We start from the raw sequence: 15,663 nt of genomic DNA, 5'->3' as shown, positions 1-15,663 counted from the left end.
CACTGCCGCGGCTACAGGCCAAGCCGCTGCCCCATCCCAAGTCACACAAACGTGCTTCAGTAATCAATCGACGTACCCAGACCCGGACAGAATTTACGCGAGCGCCAACGACAAGAACTTACACGAGTTCAAGGAGGCTTCTGTGGAAATGCTGGATGTCATCGGAATTGGGATCGGCCCATTTAACCTCAGTCTTGCAGCGCTTATTGAACCTACTCCGCTCCGCGCACTTTTCCTGGAGAAGCGAGACGCACTTGTCTGGCATCCGGGCCTTGCGCTGCCGAACAGCCGCCTACAGGTGTCGCCGCTTAAGGATTGCGTGACCCTGGTCGATCCTACTAGTCCATATTCATTCCTCAACTATTTGGCGCTGCATGGTCGGCTCTACAGCTTTGTCAACAAGCGCAATGCTTCAACATCGCGGCAGGAGTTTATTGAGTACTACCGGTGGGTCGCAGGGCGACTCAAGACGCTGCGCTTTTCCGAGGTCGTCAATGATGTTATTCCCTTTAGGGACGGCTACCGCATCAGCACGAATACAACCACATACTTAGCGCGCGCTGTTGTTGTTGGTGTTGGCGTAGAGCCCAAAATCCCCGCCTGTGCCAGATCTTTGCTATGTGGCACTCTCTACCATGCAGCTGACTATCTCGAGCGGCCGCTACCGCAAGCAGCCGAGCATGTGCTCGTTGTGGGAGGCGGTCAGAGTGGCGCTGAGATTACCGAGGACATTCTTACTCGTTCTGTATCCACCCAGATCACGTGGTCAACGTCGCGTTCGAACTTTTTTGCCATCGACGACAACAGCTTCGTGAATGAAGCTTATACGCCCGCGTATAGCCGTCGCTTTCACGCTCTACCGCTTCAGCAACGCCGCGATATAGTCGAGGGCGAGATGCTTACGAGCGATGGCATTTCCGTCGACTTGTGCAACCGCTTATATGAAATGCTGTACGAACGCAGCGTGGATGGCACGCTGTCCGACCGTTTTCGTGTGTTGCCCAGCGTAGTCGTGAAAGGCATCACCTCCCACAAAATGGGTTGGCGAGTAGATCTAGATGAGATCGCAACGCAGCGAAATAGCTGCATTCTAGTCGATCGTATAGTGCTTGCTACTGGTTTCCAGCCGCGTACGCCGCCCTTCTTGGAGGCCCTGCTCGAGGGAGCATGTATGGAAGATGGCCTGCCAGTACTTGGCCCGGACTATGCAGTCCGCTTCGGTCGGCCCGTGCCAGGACCAATATATCTACAAAATCAAAGCCGCGTGCAGCACGGATTGCAGAGCGCCAATCTATCTTTGGTCGCGTACCGTAACAGCCAAATTATCAATAGCCTCCTCGGCCGACCGTTCTATTTGAATACATCCGGTAGGCAGATGATTCAGGTTTACGCAACTTCGGACGCGTCTGAACGAGACGCCGGTGTGGTGGCGATGCGATCGACCCGACAGGTATCGGGTGGCACATGAACGGCGGCTCGACCTCACCGCTGCGGGGCCGGATTGCGGATGGAACGGCCAACCCCGCCGATCAGCTTTCAGGCACGCTCGACTACCGCGCCTTTGTACCATTTTTGATTGCCTCCATTGTCATTGCAGCAGCTTACGGCACTAGCTTTCTATTGCCGGACTACATGCATGCGCTCGAAACGGATGGTCAAGCCGCTGGTCTTATCATTTCCAGCGGCATGGCTACCACTCTCGTTTCCTGTTGCTTGGCAGGGTGGCTGGCAAAGCGGATAGGCCTATTGCCCACGTTGACTGTCGCATCCTTGTTTATGGCGTTAGCCATGCTTGCCTTTGCCGGCGCTGCCCTCGATACGCGAGCTGCGTACGGTGGAGGCTTGCTGGTGGGCGCTGCCTGGTCAGTGTTCTTCATTTTGGCACCGCTGCAGATCATCCGCCATCTACGGCCCTCAGCACGTATTCAGTATTTGACGGTCTTATCCGGATCACAAATGGCTGGGCTCGGCCTGGCAGCTCCACTTGGTCACTTGCTCGCAAAATACACTGGTTCGCTGGCCACGATTTATGCGGTGCTTGCGATTGCGTGCGTGATCGCCGCCGCCTGCGTAGACCTTACAAGACACGCGACGTCGAGGCTATCGGCACTGGCTATGCCAGATATCGCAATTACTCTGGCCGCGACTACGACACTCCTTCAGAAGTGCACAGCACTCCCCATCGCCATGATTGCGATTTCAGGCTGCGTGTTCGCGGGGCTGTCCACATATCAGAGCGCGTATTCCGCCTCACGTCACCTGAATTCCGATCTGTTCTTTCTCTTTTTCACTGCTACGAGCGTGATACTACGCTTCTCTGTCGCTCACCTCATGGGCAGCCTGCCGTTACGCCGACTGGCACTCACGCTCATCCTACTGACCGCTGCGTCTCTGGTGCTGTTCCTTTTCAACGATGGCAGCACATCACTCTATATTGCGGCCTCTGTCCTCTTTGCCGCCGGCTATGGGTTAAGTTATTCAACCTTGAATACGATAGCCGTCAATCTCGCCGGTGAGCACGGCGTCTCCGTGCCCACTACATCGCAGATATTTACCCTCGCATACTTTCTCGGGCTCTTCGGCTTTCCTATGGTCGGAGGGCAGTTGGTCCGTGGATTCGGCCCTGACGTGATGTTGCTTAGCCTATTGAGCGCGACCGCTCTTAATGCGGTGCTAGCAACCCGCCTCGGCCAAAGCACATCTGATCCGTCTCATTTTAGGAAGGAGCTCACACATGCTGACCGAGGCGCAACAATCGAAATGGAATAAGGATGGATACCTTCGATTGGAGAAGTTCTTCGATCCAGCCAAGCGCGACAAGATTTCTCGTTACGTTGAGGAAGTTGCACGTTGGGATGTAAGCTCCGACAAGTGGATGTTGTGGTTCGAGAAGACGAGTGACAGCAGAAAAATTATTTCCAAGGCCGAGAACTTCTTAGACTACCATGCCCCTCTACGGGACGCGCTCCTGGCCGATGGCCGCATTCGTATAGCGGTCGAGACACTCTTGAATGAGAAGACACGGATGTTGAAGGAACTTCTGATCTTCAAGTATCCGGACAGCGGCGGGTACCGCCCTCATCAGGACATCTATCATGTCCCGCACAAGATACCCGAACGCATGGTGCACGCAATTGCATCCATCGCCGTGGACGACTCCGGCCCGGGCAACGGTGGGCTCTTCTTCACGCCAGCTCGCCATAAGGAAGGAATGTTTCCGATGGATGCGGGTGGCGTGATTCACCCGGAGATCGCCGAGGCCTTCGCATGGGAGCCGGTGCGATTGAAAGCTGGGGATGTTTTCATTTTTGACGATTATGCGCCCCATTACTCCTTGCCAAACAAGAGCGATCGGTCGCGTCGTGCGATTCACTTGGTGTTCCAGCGCGCATCCACTGAGGGGCCAACACGCACCGAATACAACCGCATGAAGCGTGCGTACAACCCACCAGAAGAAGCTGTGGCAGATCTTGAGAACCTAAAGCGTCCCAATGGCATATTCTATCGCAACTGATAGCCACGTCTGAGGAAGACCAACATGTACACGACGCGGCCCGATCATTCTCTGATGCGAACCGAATACGGCGCTCTGGTCTGGCGCCTCTTGGAGCATCTCCCGGAGGGTCTCAGCCCAGCATTTGGCGCATCAGTCGCGGAGCTCGCTCCAGGCGATGCGGTCGACCCGCACGATCATCAGGAGCACGAACTGTGGCTGCTGATCTCTGGTCGTGGAGAATTCGAAGTCGACGGTCAGGTCCGTAATGTTAGCGAAACGAGCTTGTGTTACATGGCGCCACATCAGAGGCATACTATCCGCAATATCAGCCAAGATAGCGCTCTCAAGTTTATCTCGATCTGGTGGGATTGACGTGCGCACTTATTTTATCTGTCCCGCGCCGCCTTGCCCTAACGGCAAGCTACATCTGGGTCACATCGGCGGCGTGTATTTGCCCGCTGATATTTTCGTCCGCTTTCAACGCATGGCCGGCCATCGGGCCTACTACATCACGGGCTCAGACGAGCACGGCACATATACGCTCGAAACGGCACGAAAGCTCGGCCGATCCTTTAGCGAGGTCGCAGAAGGATACGTTCACAAGATCTTAGAGTGTTTGCGCGCGGTGCAAATTACGCCCGATGTGTTCGTGCGCACGTCCAGCGCGATTCACAAGGGAAATGCTCTAGCGATATTCCGCGAGCTGCAGGCGGCCGGCTACGTCGACGTACGGCAGGGCGTCCAACTGTATTGCGAACATTGCGATGAGTTCGCTGCGGACTCGCTCGCAACTGGCCGTTGCCCGGCTTGCTCATCGCCTTGCGACAGCAACCTGTGTGAGAACTGCGGGCTGGCTCTTCAGCACGACACAATCCGTGACGCCCGGCACGTCACCTGCGGCTGCAATCTTGTGCTAAGACCCATCACGCAGGCCGTGTTCGACATGCCACGTCTCGCTCACTCACTGCACGAAGCCATTGGAGAAAGCGTATGGCCCGAGCCGATACGGGCCAAGGCGCGCGCTTGGCTACACCGGGAGGTGCGCGGCTTGCCGATGACCCGCCATTTCAGGCACGGCGTGGAAGTAAAACAGCCTGACTCTCTGATCGGCCAAACGCTGCTTACATGGTTTGAGGGCCTCTGGTGCTTCGACACCGGAATTCGCGAGCAATGCGCCCGCGCCGGTCTGGACGCAAACGCGGCGTTGCACGACCAGAACACCGAGATTCTTTTCTTCATGGGGCAGGATAATCGTTTCTATTACACGCTAGGTGTGGCCGGCGCTCTGCTCGCGCGCGGCTACCCAATTCCCAAAAATCACTCAGTCCAGGATTTCTACAAGCTGAAAGGCGAAAAGTTTTCCACCAGTCGTGATCATGCTCTTTGGGGCGATGAAGTGGCGGGTGACGTGGGACCAAACGTACTCCGTTATGCGCTGGCGCGAGTGGCCAAGCCCTTTGGAACCGACGCAAACGATTTTAGTCTCGACGGACTCGTCTCGGCAGCGTCACGCATTCGGGTCTGGGAAGATGCGTTACGGCGGTGTGCAGAAAGCGCACGTACAGTAGAGAGCACCGAACTCTCCCCGAATTTCCGCCGCTTCGCTGAAGATTACGCCGATGCGGTCACCGCACTGCGTTTCTGGGATGCGCTTGATATCATCGACAGGTGCTTCGAGCTAGCTGGCTTTGCACATGCAGACGATTGGACATGGAATGCTGCGCAGATCTCGCTGTTCCTGAGCCTCCTCTATCCCGTAGTACCTGAGCTAGCGATGGGCTACGGCCAGCATTACTTTGGCGGTGCGTGGCGGCCGTCCCTCGAGACTTCGGCCGTAGCAGCCCAGCCAAAGACGTCGGTCGACTTTCCCTGTTTCAGCACGCCGATACCTGCGAACTTTGCCGCGGAGTACAATAAGCGCTTTGGCAAAGAACAGATTTCGCAATCATGACGATCCGAATGACGAAGCCATGAATTCCCGCATCTCAAAACGCAGCGCTATCGCTCAAGGTTTCGCGCCGTTCAACTCCTCAAGTGCGAAGCATGGTATCAATTTCGGCTACGCCCTGGCTGACCCGGTCATGTTTGCAGAACTGCCGTGGCCAGTCGCGTTTGACGGAGGTACAGGTGTGGCTCTCGCCGATCTGCCGCAGTATACGGATGCGGCGGGTTTGCCCGAACTCCGTACAAAGCTCGCACTGAGGTACGGTGTGCGGCATGACCAAGTTATGCTTACGGGTGGAGCTTCACAGGCCTTACAACTGCTTGCCGATGGCTGGATTGACCCCGGTGACGTGGTCCTGATGGAGGACCCCTCCTACTTGGGTGCACTGCGTACGTTTTCGATCGCGGGTGCAACCGTGGTCCAGCTAGGTCTAGCCGCAGAGGGAGTCGATCTAAACGAAGTCGAGGCAATACTGCAGACCAATGCCCGGGTGAAGCTTTTCTACACGATGCCAGCATTTCATAATCCAACCGGTCGCCAGATGTCGCGCGACTATGTGGCCAAATTGGCGGCACTGCTAGCCCGCAGTGGCGCTCTCTTGGTGCAGGACCTTGTCTATGCTGAGTTACCCTACAACGGTCCAGCGCATTGGGTGGCGCCAGGCAATAACGTGATCAATGTCCATAGCATCTCAAAAGTTGCCGGACCGGGGCTACGGTTAGGTTGGGTGCTTGCGGAGTCGGACATCATCAACAGGCTTGCGCACCTCAAACGCGACGGCGGCGTAAGTCCGGTCCTAAGTAACATCGTTTTGGGGTTGTTGCAATCGAGCGCTCTTGACTCGCACATAACACGCTTGCGCGAGCACTACCGAGCGAAGCGAGACAGCGTACATAGCTTATTGCAGCGTAGCCGGATTTGCGACCTGGGATATAGCGTGCCAAGCGGGGGCTTCTCGTTCTGGGTGCGGCTTACCCCGGGTACGGATCCGGAGAGGTTTATTGAAGCTGCAAGCCGCTTGCACGGCGTGCACCTTGTAAATGGTCGCAACTATGGCCCAGGAAGTGGCCGTCACATGCGCCTGTGTTTCAGCTATCTTCCAATATCTCTCATTGAGCAGGGGCTGGAGCGCTTAAGTCACTTGCATGCTAACCTCTAGACGCGCGTGGTGTGTTTCAGCAGAGTTTTCCGATCTGGGACGGCGTCGCACGTCCAGCTCCTAGCGACGACACTTCTGAAGGGGGCGAGCTCGCGAGGACACAACAAGTCGCTGTCCTGCTTTGTTGCCGGCCGGCAAGGTCGCCTTGGTGCGCCCCTAACCGACCTGCCCGTCACTCGCCCGAAGCTGCGAAGAAATGTATGCGGGCATGGCCAAATACATCGCGAAGATGTGCGGATAGTCATAAGCCCGCCAGATATGCAGGCGGCCCTTTGGGCTGGGATCGCTGCTTTCCCTGTTCTGCTTCCAATCGGGTGTGCCGTAGAGGCCATAGGCGTAGCCTCCTATGTGGTACGTTTCAGCCCGCCCCAGACGAACGTATCTATATACCGATCCAGCGCCGCCTATGCTCGCGACACGCTGTGCAATTGCGCAGGCGATTTGCATCAACGAGAATGGCGACGACGCCGAGCAAGCACTTGCCTGTCTGATGCAAGCTGAAGACAAATTCGGCTTCGACATTCGCTTTCGCGCGCGCGTGCCAAGATCCACTGGCGCAGACGCGATCATGTAGCGGCGCTCCCGCTGCTGACTGCCGCTGCGGAAGCCGGCGGACAAGACGCAACCGAAGCCATATCGCCCGCGAGGCAGGCATAAACGCTGCGACGCTCGGCGACTGGGCGTCGGCGAAGCAGTGGTTCGAACGTGCTCAGGTCGAGGCGGCAAAGCTTGACAAGTTACCATCGGCGCGAGCCATGCCGATCGGGTTGCTCGCCGATACCGCGCATGCCGCCTATTGCGCAAGGCCGGCCCGACATCTCAATCGTCAAGATGCGCGACGCCCTCTCCGCCTTGATAGGCGTCGAAGCGGAGGGAAGCCGGCGGAAGCCTATTGCCGCCGTGTCGTGCCCCATGGCTTGCTTTGGCTCTATCGAGAAATCGCTGGGACCAAAGCGGGGGGCAGGAAGAAGTAGTCTAGCGACCGCCGGGTGACCAGATATCTGTCGAGCGCCAGCCGAGCTGTTGCGTGAAGTGGCAACAGCCGGCTCTTCTGGAACTTGGTCTGTCGGACGACGAGCCCATCGGCAGTTACATCGTCGATCTGCAGCGCCAATGCTTCTGCGATCCGCATGCCAGTAGCGGTGAGCAGGCCGAAGAGCGTTGCATACATGGTCGGTCTGATCGAGCCCGCTGGCCGGAGTGCCGCCGCAGCACGAAGCAATCGTGCGATCTCGTCCGCACTATAGATATACGGCGGTCGCCTCTTGACGACAGCGTGGCCGAGTGCATCCGCCGCCGGAACCTGATGGCGCGGATTCTCGGCGTGCATCGCCAGCGCGAACCGCCGCACGGTAAGCAACCGGTTGCGGCGCTGCTCCGGTGACGGCGCACGTGCGGCCCATGCCAGGACCCGGGCACTTCTGATGTGCCGGTCGCCGCACTCCTCGGCGAAGCTGACGTAGCCCCTCAGCAGGATTTGCTGGACACGGAACTTGAACCCCAGCGACTGCTGCTGGTCCACATATTTGGCAAGATATCGACTCAGCATCACGCATCTCCCGGCCAGGGCTGCGCGATCTGCAGCAGCATCGTCACGTCGACTTTGGCGTAGTGTGCGGTCATGTCCGGTGAGCGGTGGCGCAGTACGGCGCCAACCGTGTCGAGCGTCGCGCCGCCCCGGAGCATGGCCGTCGCGGCCGAATGCCGAAGCAGGTTGGCCCCATTCGACGGAACGGGGATACCGGCCTTTCGTATTGCACTACGCACAACATCAGAGACTGCGCTCGAACCTGTCAGCGGCCGGATTGGTGCATTCGACATGAAGAAGATTCGAACATCGGCGACGTGCGGCCGGGCCTGATCCAGATAAGCGAGCAAGGCATCCCCGGCGTCTTGCGGCAATGGTAATCTCGTCTCCCGCCGCCCCTTGCCACGAACCGACAGTGTCGCCTGTTGCCAATCAACATCGGTGAGACGAAGAGAGAGAATGTCGCCGGCCCGCAAGCCCAGTCGTGCCAACAGCAGCAGGATCGCCCGATCACGCACGCCAGTCGCCGTGGTCTGATCGCACGTTGCAATCAACGTCTCGACATCCGACGAGCGGATGTATCGCGGCAGCGACGACAGTCGCCACTGCGGAATGATTGGCACAGCCTGATCGAGTCCAGCTCGGCACAACCCCCGTGCGCTGAGGAACCGCAAATATCCTCTCAGCGCCATCGTCATCGTCTTCACATAGGCCAGCGAGACCCGCTTCGTCTCTGCAATGATCACGTCGCGAATGAGCTGAGCATTCCAACTTCGCGGCCTGATGCCAAGCGCCGGGAGCAGCCGCATGACCATGCGACCGTGCCGATCTATTGTCAGCTCTGTGACGCAGTCCTGGAACTCGACCACCCGGCGGTGGGGCGTCGGTAATGCGGGCTTCGGCTTGCGCTGGACGATTCCGCGCTCGCCGAGAAACTCGATGAACCGGCGTACCCGCCTCACGTACTTCGCGGACACGCTCCTCTCGCGACGGATGCCGGGGCATCGACAGCGATGCCGAGCGAACCGATCGGCGACGCCATCATCGATATCAGCGACTGCGATCTTGGCCAGCGTCAGCCATTGCGCGAGGTGACGGGCTGCAGCGTCATAGCCGCTCACCGTCAAGCTCTTATGCCCCAACACCGTCAGGTGTCGTGTGAACTCCGTCACCAGCGGGTCGAGATCGCCTGCGTCCATGCAGCGCAGCCCGTGGCAGTGATCCTCACTCGACTTGGCCATTCCTTGTCTCCCTTTCGTTGCCATCAAGGCAGGAAGAAAGGCCTCAGATTATGCTGAGTGAGAAAGAGGGCAGCAGGAACTAAACTGTTGATAACGAAGCGGGTCTCGGATTGAACGGCCGCACACTCCGCATAATCGTGGGCTCCGCATAATTACGAAAGTCGACCGGCCGCGTCGCGACAATGATCTTCACGCCCGCCGAAGCCGCGATCATGTCGTCGCCCTCACGGCCCGCAGCACATCGCGCAGCCAGGCCGGATCGACCCCCGCCGCTGCGCGAACTACCGCATCGCCAATCTCGATGCTGATCGTTATCCCGTTCCGCGTTGCCGCTTCCACGCACATCCCAGCGGGGCGAAGCTCCGACACCACCGGAACGAAGAGCGGTGCATCCTCCGCCGGCAAGCTCAGCAGACCGGCACGCGCGGCCTTGCGCCAAGCAAACAGGTGTTGCGGTGAGAGGTCGTGCCGGCGCGCCACCTCGGACACAACTGTGCCCGGCGCATATGACTCCGCCACGATCCGCCCCTTGACCACGGCGCTCCACCGCCGCCGACGCCCCGCTCCGACCTGGATATCCACCCGGCCCCGTGGCTCTGAAGCGTCAACTATATGGTCAACCATATATGCGAACCTTACTGTATATGACGGCTCGCATGTTGCCGGTCAGCTCACGCCAAACAAGGTGTGGGAGACACACCGCTTACGCAGCAACACCGAACCGCTCGAGACAATCCGCGAGCATCCTGTCATTGCTCTCGATTTCGGGTTCGTGGGCGCTCGATGCCGCGCGAGCATCGCAGCGATAGCCTGTCGGTGGCGTTCCGGAATCTGAGGATCTGACACAGCACTACGCCGAGGCGTATCCGACGTTGTCAGAAGTCCGACAAAGGAACGCTTTCTTAGCTGTACAACTGCTGTCCGTCAGCTCGCCATCAGCTTGTCCGGGTATCCTCGCCGCAGGGCCTGAGCAGCCCGAATTGATGCGAAGAGACTAGCGTAGCACAGAGAGGTGAATCGTCATGTATGATCGAATCGGTGGCTCATCTACACGCACTAGCCAAACTGACGAACCGAGCCAGTCGGTGGATAGCGGCAGCTTTACAGAAACACTTGCAGATCTCGCGCCCCAGTGGAGCTCACGATCGGGGGAGTTGCCTGACAAGATGGGGGCCTGCTGCAGCAAGCCAGATACCTTGGATGCAAACGTTCAAACCTCTAGCGCCTCCGAACCCAGTACATCCTCTCCAGAGAGTCCGGCCACCTCCTTGTTCGAATACAGAACGGCCGACCTGCGTGATGCGAATGTGGACGGCATCTGCGTCGGGCTGACTGCGGAGTGGTTCCGCAATCTTAGCAACAGCCCATCAACCCGAATGAGTGCGCTCACACCCGGATCGCAAACGCACGCCTCAGCGGCTGAACGGCAGCAGCAATATCAACGTCTTAAGGATCAGTTGCGAAGCAGGGGAGCAGGATCTTCTCAGGCCGACCTTCAGGCACAAAATACCATTTTGGAGGAAGCAGGCTTGGAACCGGCTGGAGAAGAGAAGAGATTCGCATTCGGCAAGTCTTCGAACGTCAAGTCCATGGTGAACGAAATCAACGAAGACGGATCGAACCATTTACTCAGCTTGTATTTCGCTGAAGGCGGCGCCCACACAGTGGCGACGTCGGCCTCGAATGGAACGACCACGCTTTTCGACCCTAACTATGGAGAATTTACTGTTCGATCAGATCCTGACCAGATGGCTTCATTGTTACAAAGCCTCGCCAATCGTTACAGGAATCCCAACGGGCAGCATTTGTCGACAATCACGACGCAAAGGATGCAGTGAGTTGGGCCTTCAGGCCGCGGTGATTGACGCCTTCTGTGAAGGCGCGGATGCGTCGGCCGGCGCTTGCGTTCGGTCGCGGCGGGGGCAAATCTGCAGCGGATAGCCGGCTGCGTGCCGGCTTGCGAGTGTGCCGACATCGAAATCGGGGGTGTCGGCACCCCGCTATCCATGACGGCCGGCACAAATTGCAATTCTGTTTCACAATGGCCGCCTGCGGTTTGCTCAACTGACGTCGCCAAGAAACAATTGCTGCGGCGACAATCCATGCCGTCCGCTATCGAATCACGCGCTTGATCCAGACCGACTGTGCGCAGAATATGAATTTCCACGACATCAGCTTTCGTTTGAAGCACGCTAAGCCGACGCATTGATATTGGTCCAGCTGTGACTCTTACAAGCAGCTTCATCCTGAAAAGCCAAAGTCTTGATTGACAAAGCACCTTATCTTCGAACGGTGAAAGCGTCGGAGTTTTCCACATTGCCAGGGTGCCCCTGCAGGACCTGAGGGGCGCGACTCCAGCGATTGCGCCGCTGCGGGCGGCGCCACAGAATGCACCCCGGCGCTGGTCGCTAATCTAATGCGCCCTACGCTAAAGGCCAGAACCGAGAGGCATCTCCGTAGCTACTTTTGGAAGCGTTTGTTCAGGAAGTGCGTCGCTCCCATGCGAGCCTTCACGTGCCGAACGGATGCTCGACTGTCTCGCGAGCTGGCGCATCGCCTCTGGGTTTGCATCAAGGCGCTGCTGCACGGCCTCGAGCAGATGCTCATGCTTGCGTGCTTCCAGAGTGCCTATCTTGTCCTTCAACTTCGCTGCCGGCACCCCCTCAAGCATAGCTTGAATCGCCTTATCTAGCTCGCGCTCAGTCCACTCCCGGCATCGTGACGCTGCGACCGCGCCCCGTCCCCGAGCTTCCGCATCTTCGGTAGCCAGAGCCACGAAGGCGGCGAGGTCTTGCCCTCCGGACAGGCTGACGCGATCGCGTTCGATGACGCCGGCGTCATCGGAGTGGTTTCCGGCGAACCACACCTGCTGCAGCCAATCCGCTTGAAATTTCGCGCAAGGGCTGCCCCGCACATTCAGCGCGAGAGCAGGCCTTTGTCGGGCACTTACTGCGCCCGTTGTCGGCATTGAGACTGAATGCCAGAAACCTGACACTACGCGCAGCTATGTAGTGCCTGCTGAGCCTGCGAATTCACTTCGGCACGCGATTTGCTCTGTTCACGGTGTGGGACCGGTCCGGAGGCTATAATGGCGGACACATCGGGGGCACGGTCGAACCTCCTTCACCAATCCGTACGGTCGATCTATGGCGATGCCGACAGGTTCGATGTCACCCGGCGGCACAACCCGCACCTGTCGTTCGGCCAGGGGCCGCATTTCTGCCTGGGCGCAGCGCTGGCGCGTCTGGAATTGGGCTGCGCCTTCCCCGCGCTGTTCGTGCGGCTGGAGCATCTGGCGCTGACCATCGCCGCGGAGGACGTCGTCTACATGCCGTCTTACGTCATTCGCTGCCCGCAGCGCCTGCCGGTCACCTTCCGCCCTTCCATCGCTTAGAGAGTGAAGTGCCACCATGTCCGAACAACAACCCTTGCCGACGCTGCCGATGTGGCGCGTCGATCACATCGAGCCCTCGCCCGAGATGTTGGCGCTACGCGCCAACGGTCCGATCCACCGCGTGCGCTTCCCCTCCGGGCACGAAGGCTGGTGGGTGACAGGCTATGACGAGGCCAAGGCGGTGCTGTCCGACGCGGCGTTCCGGCCCGCGGGAATGCCGCCGGCGGCATTCACCCCGGATTCGGTGATTCTCGGTTCGCCGGGGTGGCTGGTCTCGCACGAGGGGCGCGAGCATGCCCGGCTACGCGCGATCGTGGCGCCGGCCTTCAGTGACCGCAGGGTGAAGCTGCTCGTGCAGCAGGTCGAAGCGATCGCCGCGCACTTGTTCGAGACGCTGGCGGCCCAGCCCCAGCCCGCCGACCTGCGGCGCCACCTCTCCTTTCCGCTTCCGGCCATGGTCATCAGCGCGCTGATGGGCGTGCTCTACGAGGATCACGCCTTTTTCGCCGGGCTGTCCGATGAGGTGATGACGCACCAGCATGAAAGCGGCCCGCGCAGCGCGTCCCGCCTGGCCTGGGAAGAACTGCGCGCCTACATTCGCGGCAAGATGCGCGACAAGCGCCAGGATCCGGACGACAACCTGCTGACGGATCTGCTCGCTGCGGTCGACCAGGGCAAGGCGAGCGAGGAAGAGGCGGTTGGCCTGGCGGCGGGCATGCTGGTGGCGGGGCACGAGAGCACCGTCGCGCAGATCGAATTCGGCCTGCTAGCCATGTTCCGCCATCCGCAACAGCGCGAACGCCTGGTCGGCGATCCGTCCCTGGTCGACAAGGCGGTAGAGGAAATCCTGCGCATGTACCCGCCGGGCGCGGGCTGGGATGGCATCATGCGCTATCCGAGGACCGACGTGACCATCGCGGGCGAGCATATTCCCGCGGAGAGCAAGGTGCTGGTCGGCCTCCCGGCAACGTCGTTCGATCCGCACCATTTCGACGATCCGGAAATCTTCGATATCGAACGCCAGGAAAAGCCGCACCTGGCTTTTTCCTACGGGCCGCACGCGTGCATCGGCGTGGCGCTGGCCAGGCTGGAGCTCAAGGTGGTGTTCGGTTCGATCTTCCAGCGCCTTCCCGCGCTGCGCCTGGCCGTGGCGCCGGAACAACTGAAGTTGCGCAAGGAGATCATCACGGGCGGGTTCGAGCAGTTCCCGGTGCTCTGGTGATGTCGCGGACGCCACGGGCGATCTCGATCTTCTCCGGAATCTGCCGCGCGCCTGTCGCGCGCCGGTCAGATCAGCCCGCCAACAGGTAACCAGGATGGACGTGCAAGAAACCACGGCAGCATGCCGGGACGCCTTCGCCGAACTGGCGTCGCCAGCGTGCATCCACGACCCGTATCCGTTCATGCGATGGTTGCGCGAGCACGATCCGGTGCATCGCGCGGCGTCGGGCCTCTTTTTGTTGAGCCGCCACGCCGACATCTACTGGGCGTTCAAGGCCACGGGCGATGCGTTTCGGGGTCCGGCGCCCGGCGAACTGGCGCGCTATTTCTCGCGTGCGGCGACCAGCCCGTCGCTCAATCTGTTGGCGTCCACGCTAGCGATGAAGGACCCACCGACGCATACGCGTCTGCGCCGGCTGATCTCGCGCGATTTCACCATGGGCCAGATCGACAACCTGCGGCCGAGCATCGCGCGCATCGTCGCAGCGCGCCTGGACGGCATAACGCCCGCGCTGGAGCGCGGGGAGGCGGTGGACCTGCATCGGGAATTCGCGCTGGCCTTGCCCATGCTGGTTTTCGCCGAACTGTTCGGCATGCCCCAAGACGACATGTTCGAGCTCGCTGCCGGCATCGGCACCATTCTGGAAGGCCTGGGCCCGCACGCCAGCGATCCCCAGCTCGCCGCGGCGGACGCGGCCAGCGCCAGGGTGCAGGCCTACTTCGGCGACCTCATACAGCGCAAGCGCACCGATCCCCGCCGCGACATCGTGTCGATGCTGGTCGGCGCACATGACGACGATGCCGACACACTGTCGGATGCGGAGTTGATCAGCATGCTGTGGGGCATGCTGCTGGGCGGCTTCGTCACCACTGCTGCGAGCATCGACCATGCCGTCCTGGCGATGCTGGCGTATCCCGAACAGCGGCACTGGCTGCAGGCAGACGCCGCGCGGGTGAGGGCATTCGTCGAAGAAGTCCTGCGCTGCGACGCGCCCGCCATGTTCAGCTCCATCCCGCGTATCGCCCAGCGCGACATCGAACTGGGCGGCGTGGTGATTCCGAAGAACGCGGACGTGCGCGTGCTGATCGCGTCCGGCAATCGCGACCCGGACGCCTTCGCCGATCCCGATCGCTTCGATCCCGCGCGGTTCTACGGCACCAGTCCAGGCATGTCGACCGACGGGAAGATCATGCTGAGCTTCGGCCACGGCATTCACTTCTGCCTCGGTGCGCAACTGGCCCGGGTGCAGTTGGCCGAGAGCCTGCCGCGGATCCAGGCCCGCTTCCCCACGCTGGCATTTGCCGGGCAGCCGACCCGGGAGCCCTCGGCATTCCTTCGGACGTTCCGCACGCTGCCGGTGCGGCTGCATGCGCAGGGGAGCTGAGATGCGCGTCATGGTCGACCAGGATCTGTGCGGAACCAGCGGGCAGTGCGTGCTGACGCTGCCGGGCACCTTTCGCCAGCGCGAACCGGACGGCGTGGCCGAAGTGTGCGTGGCGACGGTCCCGCATGCGCTGCACGCCGCCGTGCGGCTCGCGGCCAGCCAGTGCCCGGTCGCCGCCATTCGGGTCATCGAAAGCGACGCTGGCGATGGCGAGCGCGCCAGCGCCGACCCTGCGCCTTCTCCAGCGGAGGCCGAGCGGCATGCCGCGAAAGACCAGCACAATCTAGGATGACA

General features: G+C 60.1%; 16 protein-coding genes. 12 read left to right on the top strand and 4 right to left on the bottom strand.

All coding sequences use genetic code 11. From position 1 onward, the window contains the following. The first annotated feature begins 148 nt into the window (after positions 1–148). The 7 genes from AB5K84_RS36885 to AB5K84_RS36855 all read left to right on the top strand — a co-directional run bounded on the left by AB5K84_RS36885 (position 149) and on the right by AB5K84_RS36855 (position 7,174). The gene (locus tag AB5K84_RS36885) at positions 149–1,468 is read left to right on the top strand and encodes a lysine N(6)-hydroxylase/L-ornithine N(5)-oxygenase family protein (RefSeq protein WP_202801489.1); all 1,320 of its coding nucleotides are present in this window, start codon (positions 149–151) and stop codon (positions 1,466–1,468) included. After that, complete coding sequence (locus AB5K84_RS36880) at positions 1,465–2,769, top strand: MFS transporter (protein WP_011084926.1); 1,305 nt, start codon at positions 1,465–1,467, stop codon at positions 2,767–2,769. Before AB5K84_RS36885 ends, AB5K84_RS36880 begins: the two co-directional genes overlap by 4 nt. After that, complete coding sequence (locus AB5K84_RS36875) at positions 2,735–3,514, top strand: phytanoyl-CoA dioxygenase family protein (RefSeq protein ID WP_011084927.1); 780 nt, start codon at positions 2,735–2,737, stop codon at positions 3,512–3,514. Before AB5K84_RS36880 ends, AB5K84_RS36875 begins: the two co-directional genes overlap by 35 nt. 24 nt (positions 3,515–3,538) lie before the next feature. After that, on the top strand, positions 3,539–3,868 hold the full coding sequence (locus AB5K84_RS36870) for a cupin domain-containing protein (protein WP_011084928.1): 330 nt from the start codon (positions 3,539–3,541) through the stop codon (positions 3,866–3,868). A 1-nt stretch (position 3,869) separates the two neighbouring features. Continuing rightward, on the top strand, positions 3,870–5,447 hold the full coding sequence (locus AB5K84_RS36865; RefSeq protein ID WP_011084929.1) for a class I tRNA ligase family protein: 1,578 nt from the start codon (positions 3,870–3,872) through the stop codon (positions 5,445–5,447). A gap of 19 nt (positions 5,448–5,466) precedes the next feature. Then, entirely contained in the window at positions 5,467–6,600 is a 1,134-nt protein-coding gene (locus tag AB5K84_RS36860) for an aminotransferase-like domain-containing protein (RefSeq protein ID WP_011084930.1), read from the top strand. Positions 6,601–7,006: 406 nt separating this feature from the next. Then, positions 7,007–7,174 (top strand): hypothetical protein, encoded by a 168-nt coding sequence (locus AB5K84_RS36855; RefSeq protein WP_155256178.1) that lies wholly within the window; start codon positions 7,007–7,009, stop codon positions 7,172–7,174. 354 nt (positions 7,175–7,528) lie between these two features. Here AB5K84_RS36855 and AB5K84_RS36850 read toward each other — a convergent pair whose 3' ends face one another. The 3 genes from AB5K84_RS36850 to AB5K84_RS36840 all read right to left on the bottom strand — a co-directional run bounded on the left by AB5K84_RS36850 (position 7,529) and on the right by AB5K84_RS36840 (position 9,888). Further along, a complete protein-coding gene (locus tag AB5K84_RS36850) occupies positions 7,529–8,149 on the bottom strand; it encodes a tyrosine-type recombinase/integrase (protein WP_014497735.1) in 621 nt (206 codons plus the stop codon). Next, positions 8,149–9,369, bottom strand: coding sequence for a tyrosine-type recombinase/integrase (locus AB5K84_RS36845; RefSeq protein WP_014497734.1), 1,221 nt, complete (start codon positions 9,367–9,369; stop codon positions 8,149–8,151). The genes AB5K84_RS36850 and AB5K84_RS36845 overlap by 1 nt, the downstream gene beginning before the upstream one ends. A 210-nt stretch (positions 9,370–9,579) precedes the next feature. Then, positions 9,580–9,888: a transposase gene (locus AB5K84_RS36840; protein WP_097670033.1), complete on the bottom strand. Its 309-nt coding sequence runs from the start codon at positions 9,886–9,888 to the stop codon at positions 9,580–9,582. 503 nt (positions 9,889–10,391) lie between these two features. Here AB5K84_RS36840 and AB5K84_RS36835 point away from each other — a divergent pair. Continuing rightward, on the top strand, positions 10,392–11,207 hold the full coding sequence (locus tag AB5K84_RS36835; protein ID WP_011084934.1) for a YopT-type cysteine protease domain-containing protein: 816 nt from the start codon (positions 10,392–10,394) through the stop codon (positions 11,205–11,207). A gap of 590 nt (positions 11,208–11,797) precedes the next feature. On the opposite strand, the gene AB5K84_RS36830 is transcribed toward AB5K84_RS36835, so the two are convergent. Next, entirely contained in the window at positions 11,798–12,235 is a 438-nt protein-coding gene (locus AB5K84_RS36830; RefSeq protein WP_014497731.1) for a hypothetical protein, read from the bottom strand. A 222-nt stretch (positions 12,236–12,457) separates the two neighbouring features. Between AB5K84_RS36830 and AB5K84_RS36825 the strand changes: the two genes are divergently transcribed. The 4 genes from AB5K84_RS36825 to AB5K84_RS36810 all read left to right on the top strand — a co-directional run bounded on the left by AB5K84_RS36825 (position 12,458) and on the right by AB5K84_RS36810 (position 15,661). After that, complete coding sequence (locus tag AB5K84_RS36825; RefSeq protein WP_011084937.1) at positions 12,458–12,763, top strand: cytochrome P450; 306 nt, start codon at positions 12,458–12,460, stop codon at positions 12,761–12,763. A gap of 16 nt (positions 12,764–12,779) precedes the next feature. Next, complete coding sequence (locus tag AB5K84_RS36820; protein ID WP_011084938.1) at positions 12,780–13,985, top strand: cytochrome P450; 1,206 nt, start codon at positions 12,780–12,782, stop codon at positions 13,983–13,985. A 94-nt stretch (positions 13,986–14,079) separates the two neighbouring features. Next, positions 14,080–15,369, top strand: coding sequence for a cytochrome P450 (locus AB5K84_RS36815; protein ID WP_014497730.1), 1,290 nt, complete (start codon positions 14,080–14,082; stop codon positions 15,367–15,369). A gap of 1 nt (position 15,370) precedes the next feature. Beyond that, positions 15,371–15,661: a ferredoxin gene (locus AB5K84_RS36810; protein WP_014497729.1), complete on the top strand. Its 291-nt coding sequence runs from the start codon at positions 15,371–15,373 to the stop codon at positions 15,659–15,661. The last annotated feature ends 2 nt before the right edge of the window (positions 15,662–15,663 follow it).

This window comes from Bradyrhizobium sp. 1200_D9_N1_1, from assembly GCF_052075915.1.
Classification (GTDB): domain Bacteria; phylum Pseudomonadota; class Alphaproteobacteria; order Rhizobiales; family Xanthobacteraceae; genus Bradyrhizobium; species Bradyrhizobium diazoefficiens.
Note: the sequence above shows the minus strand (reverse complement) of the source record. Positions and strands in the feature narration are given on the sequence as shown.

Coding starts and splice junctions, on each gene's coding strand:
- AB5K84_RS36885 (WP_202801489.1), top strand. CDS start 149: ATGCTGGATGTCATCGGAATTGGGATCGGCCCATTTAACCTCAGTCTT.
- AB5K84_RS36880 (WP_011084926.1), top strand. CDS start 1,465: ATGAACGGCGGCTCGACCTCACCGCTGCGGGGCCGGATTGCGGATGGA.
- AB5K84_RS36855 (WP_155256178.1), top strand. CDS start 7,007: ATGCTCGCGACACGCTGTGCAATTGCGCAGGCGATTTGCATCAACGAG.
- AB5K84_RS36820 (WP_011084938.1), top strand. CDS start 12,780: ATGTCCGAACAACAACCCTTGCCGACGCTGCCGATGTGGCGCGTCGAT.
- AB5K84_RS36870 (WP_011084928.1), top strand. CDS start 3,539: ATGTACACGACGCGGCCCGATCATTCTCTGATGCGAACCGAATACGGC.
- AB5K84_RS36815 (WP_014497730.1), top strand. CDS start 14,080: ATGGACGTGCAAGAAACCACGGCAGCATGCCGGGACGCCTTCGCCGAA.
- AB5K84_RS36845 (WP_014497734.1), bottom strand. CDS start 9,369: ATGGCCAAGTCGAGTGAGGATCACTGCCACGGGCTGCGCTGCATGGAC.
- AB5K84_RS36835 (WP_011084934.1), top strand. CDS start 10,392: ATGTATGATCGAATCGGTGGCTCATCTACACGCACTAGCCAAACTGAC.
- AB5K84_RS36850 (WP_014497735.1), bottom strand. CDS start 8,149: ATGCTGAGTCGATATCTTGCCAAATATGTGGACCAGCAGCAGTCGCTG.
- AB5K84_RS36810 (WP_014497729.1), top strand. CDS start 15,371: ATGCGCGTCATGGTCGACCAGGATCTGTGCGGAACCAGCGGGCAGTGC.
- AB5K84_RS36860 (WP_011084930.1), top strand. CDS start 5,467: ATGAATTCCCGCATCTCAAAACGCAGCGCTATCGCTCAAGGTTTCGCG.
- AB5K84_RS36825 (WP_011084937.1), top strand. CDS start 12,458: ATGGCGGACACATCGGGGGCACGGTCGAACCTCCTTCACCAATCCGTA.
- AB5K84_RS36875 (WP_011084927.1), top strand. CDS start 2,735: ATGCTGACCGAGGCGCAACAATCGAAATGGAATAAGGATGGATACCTT.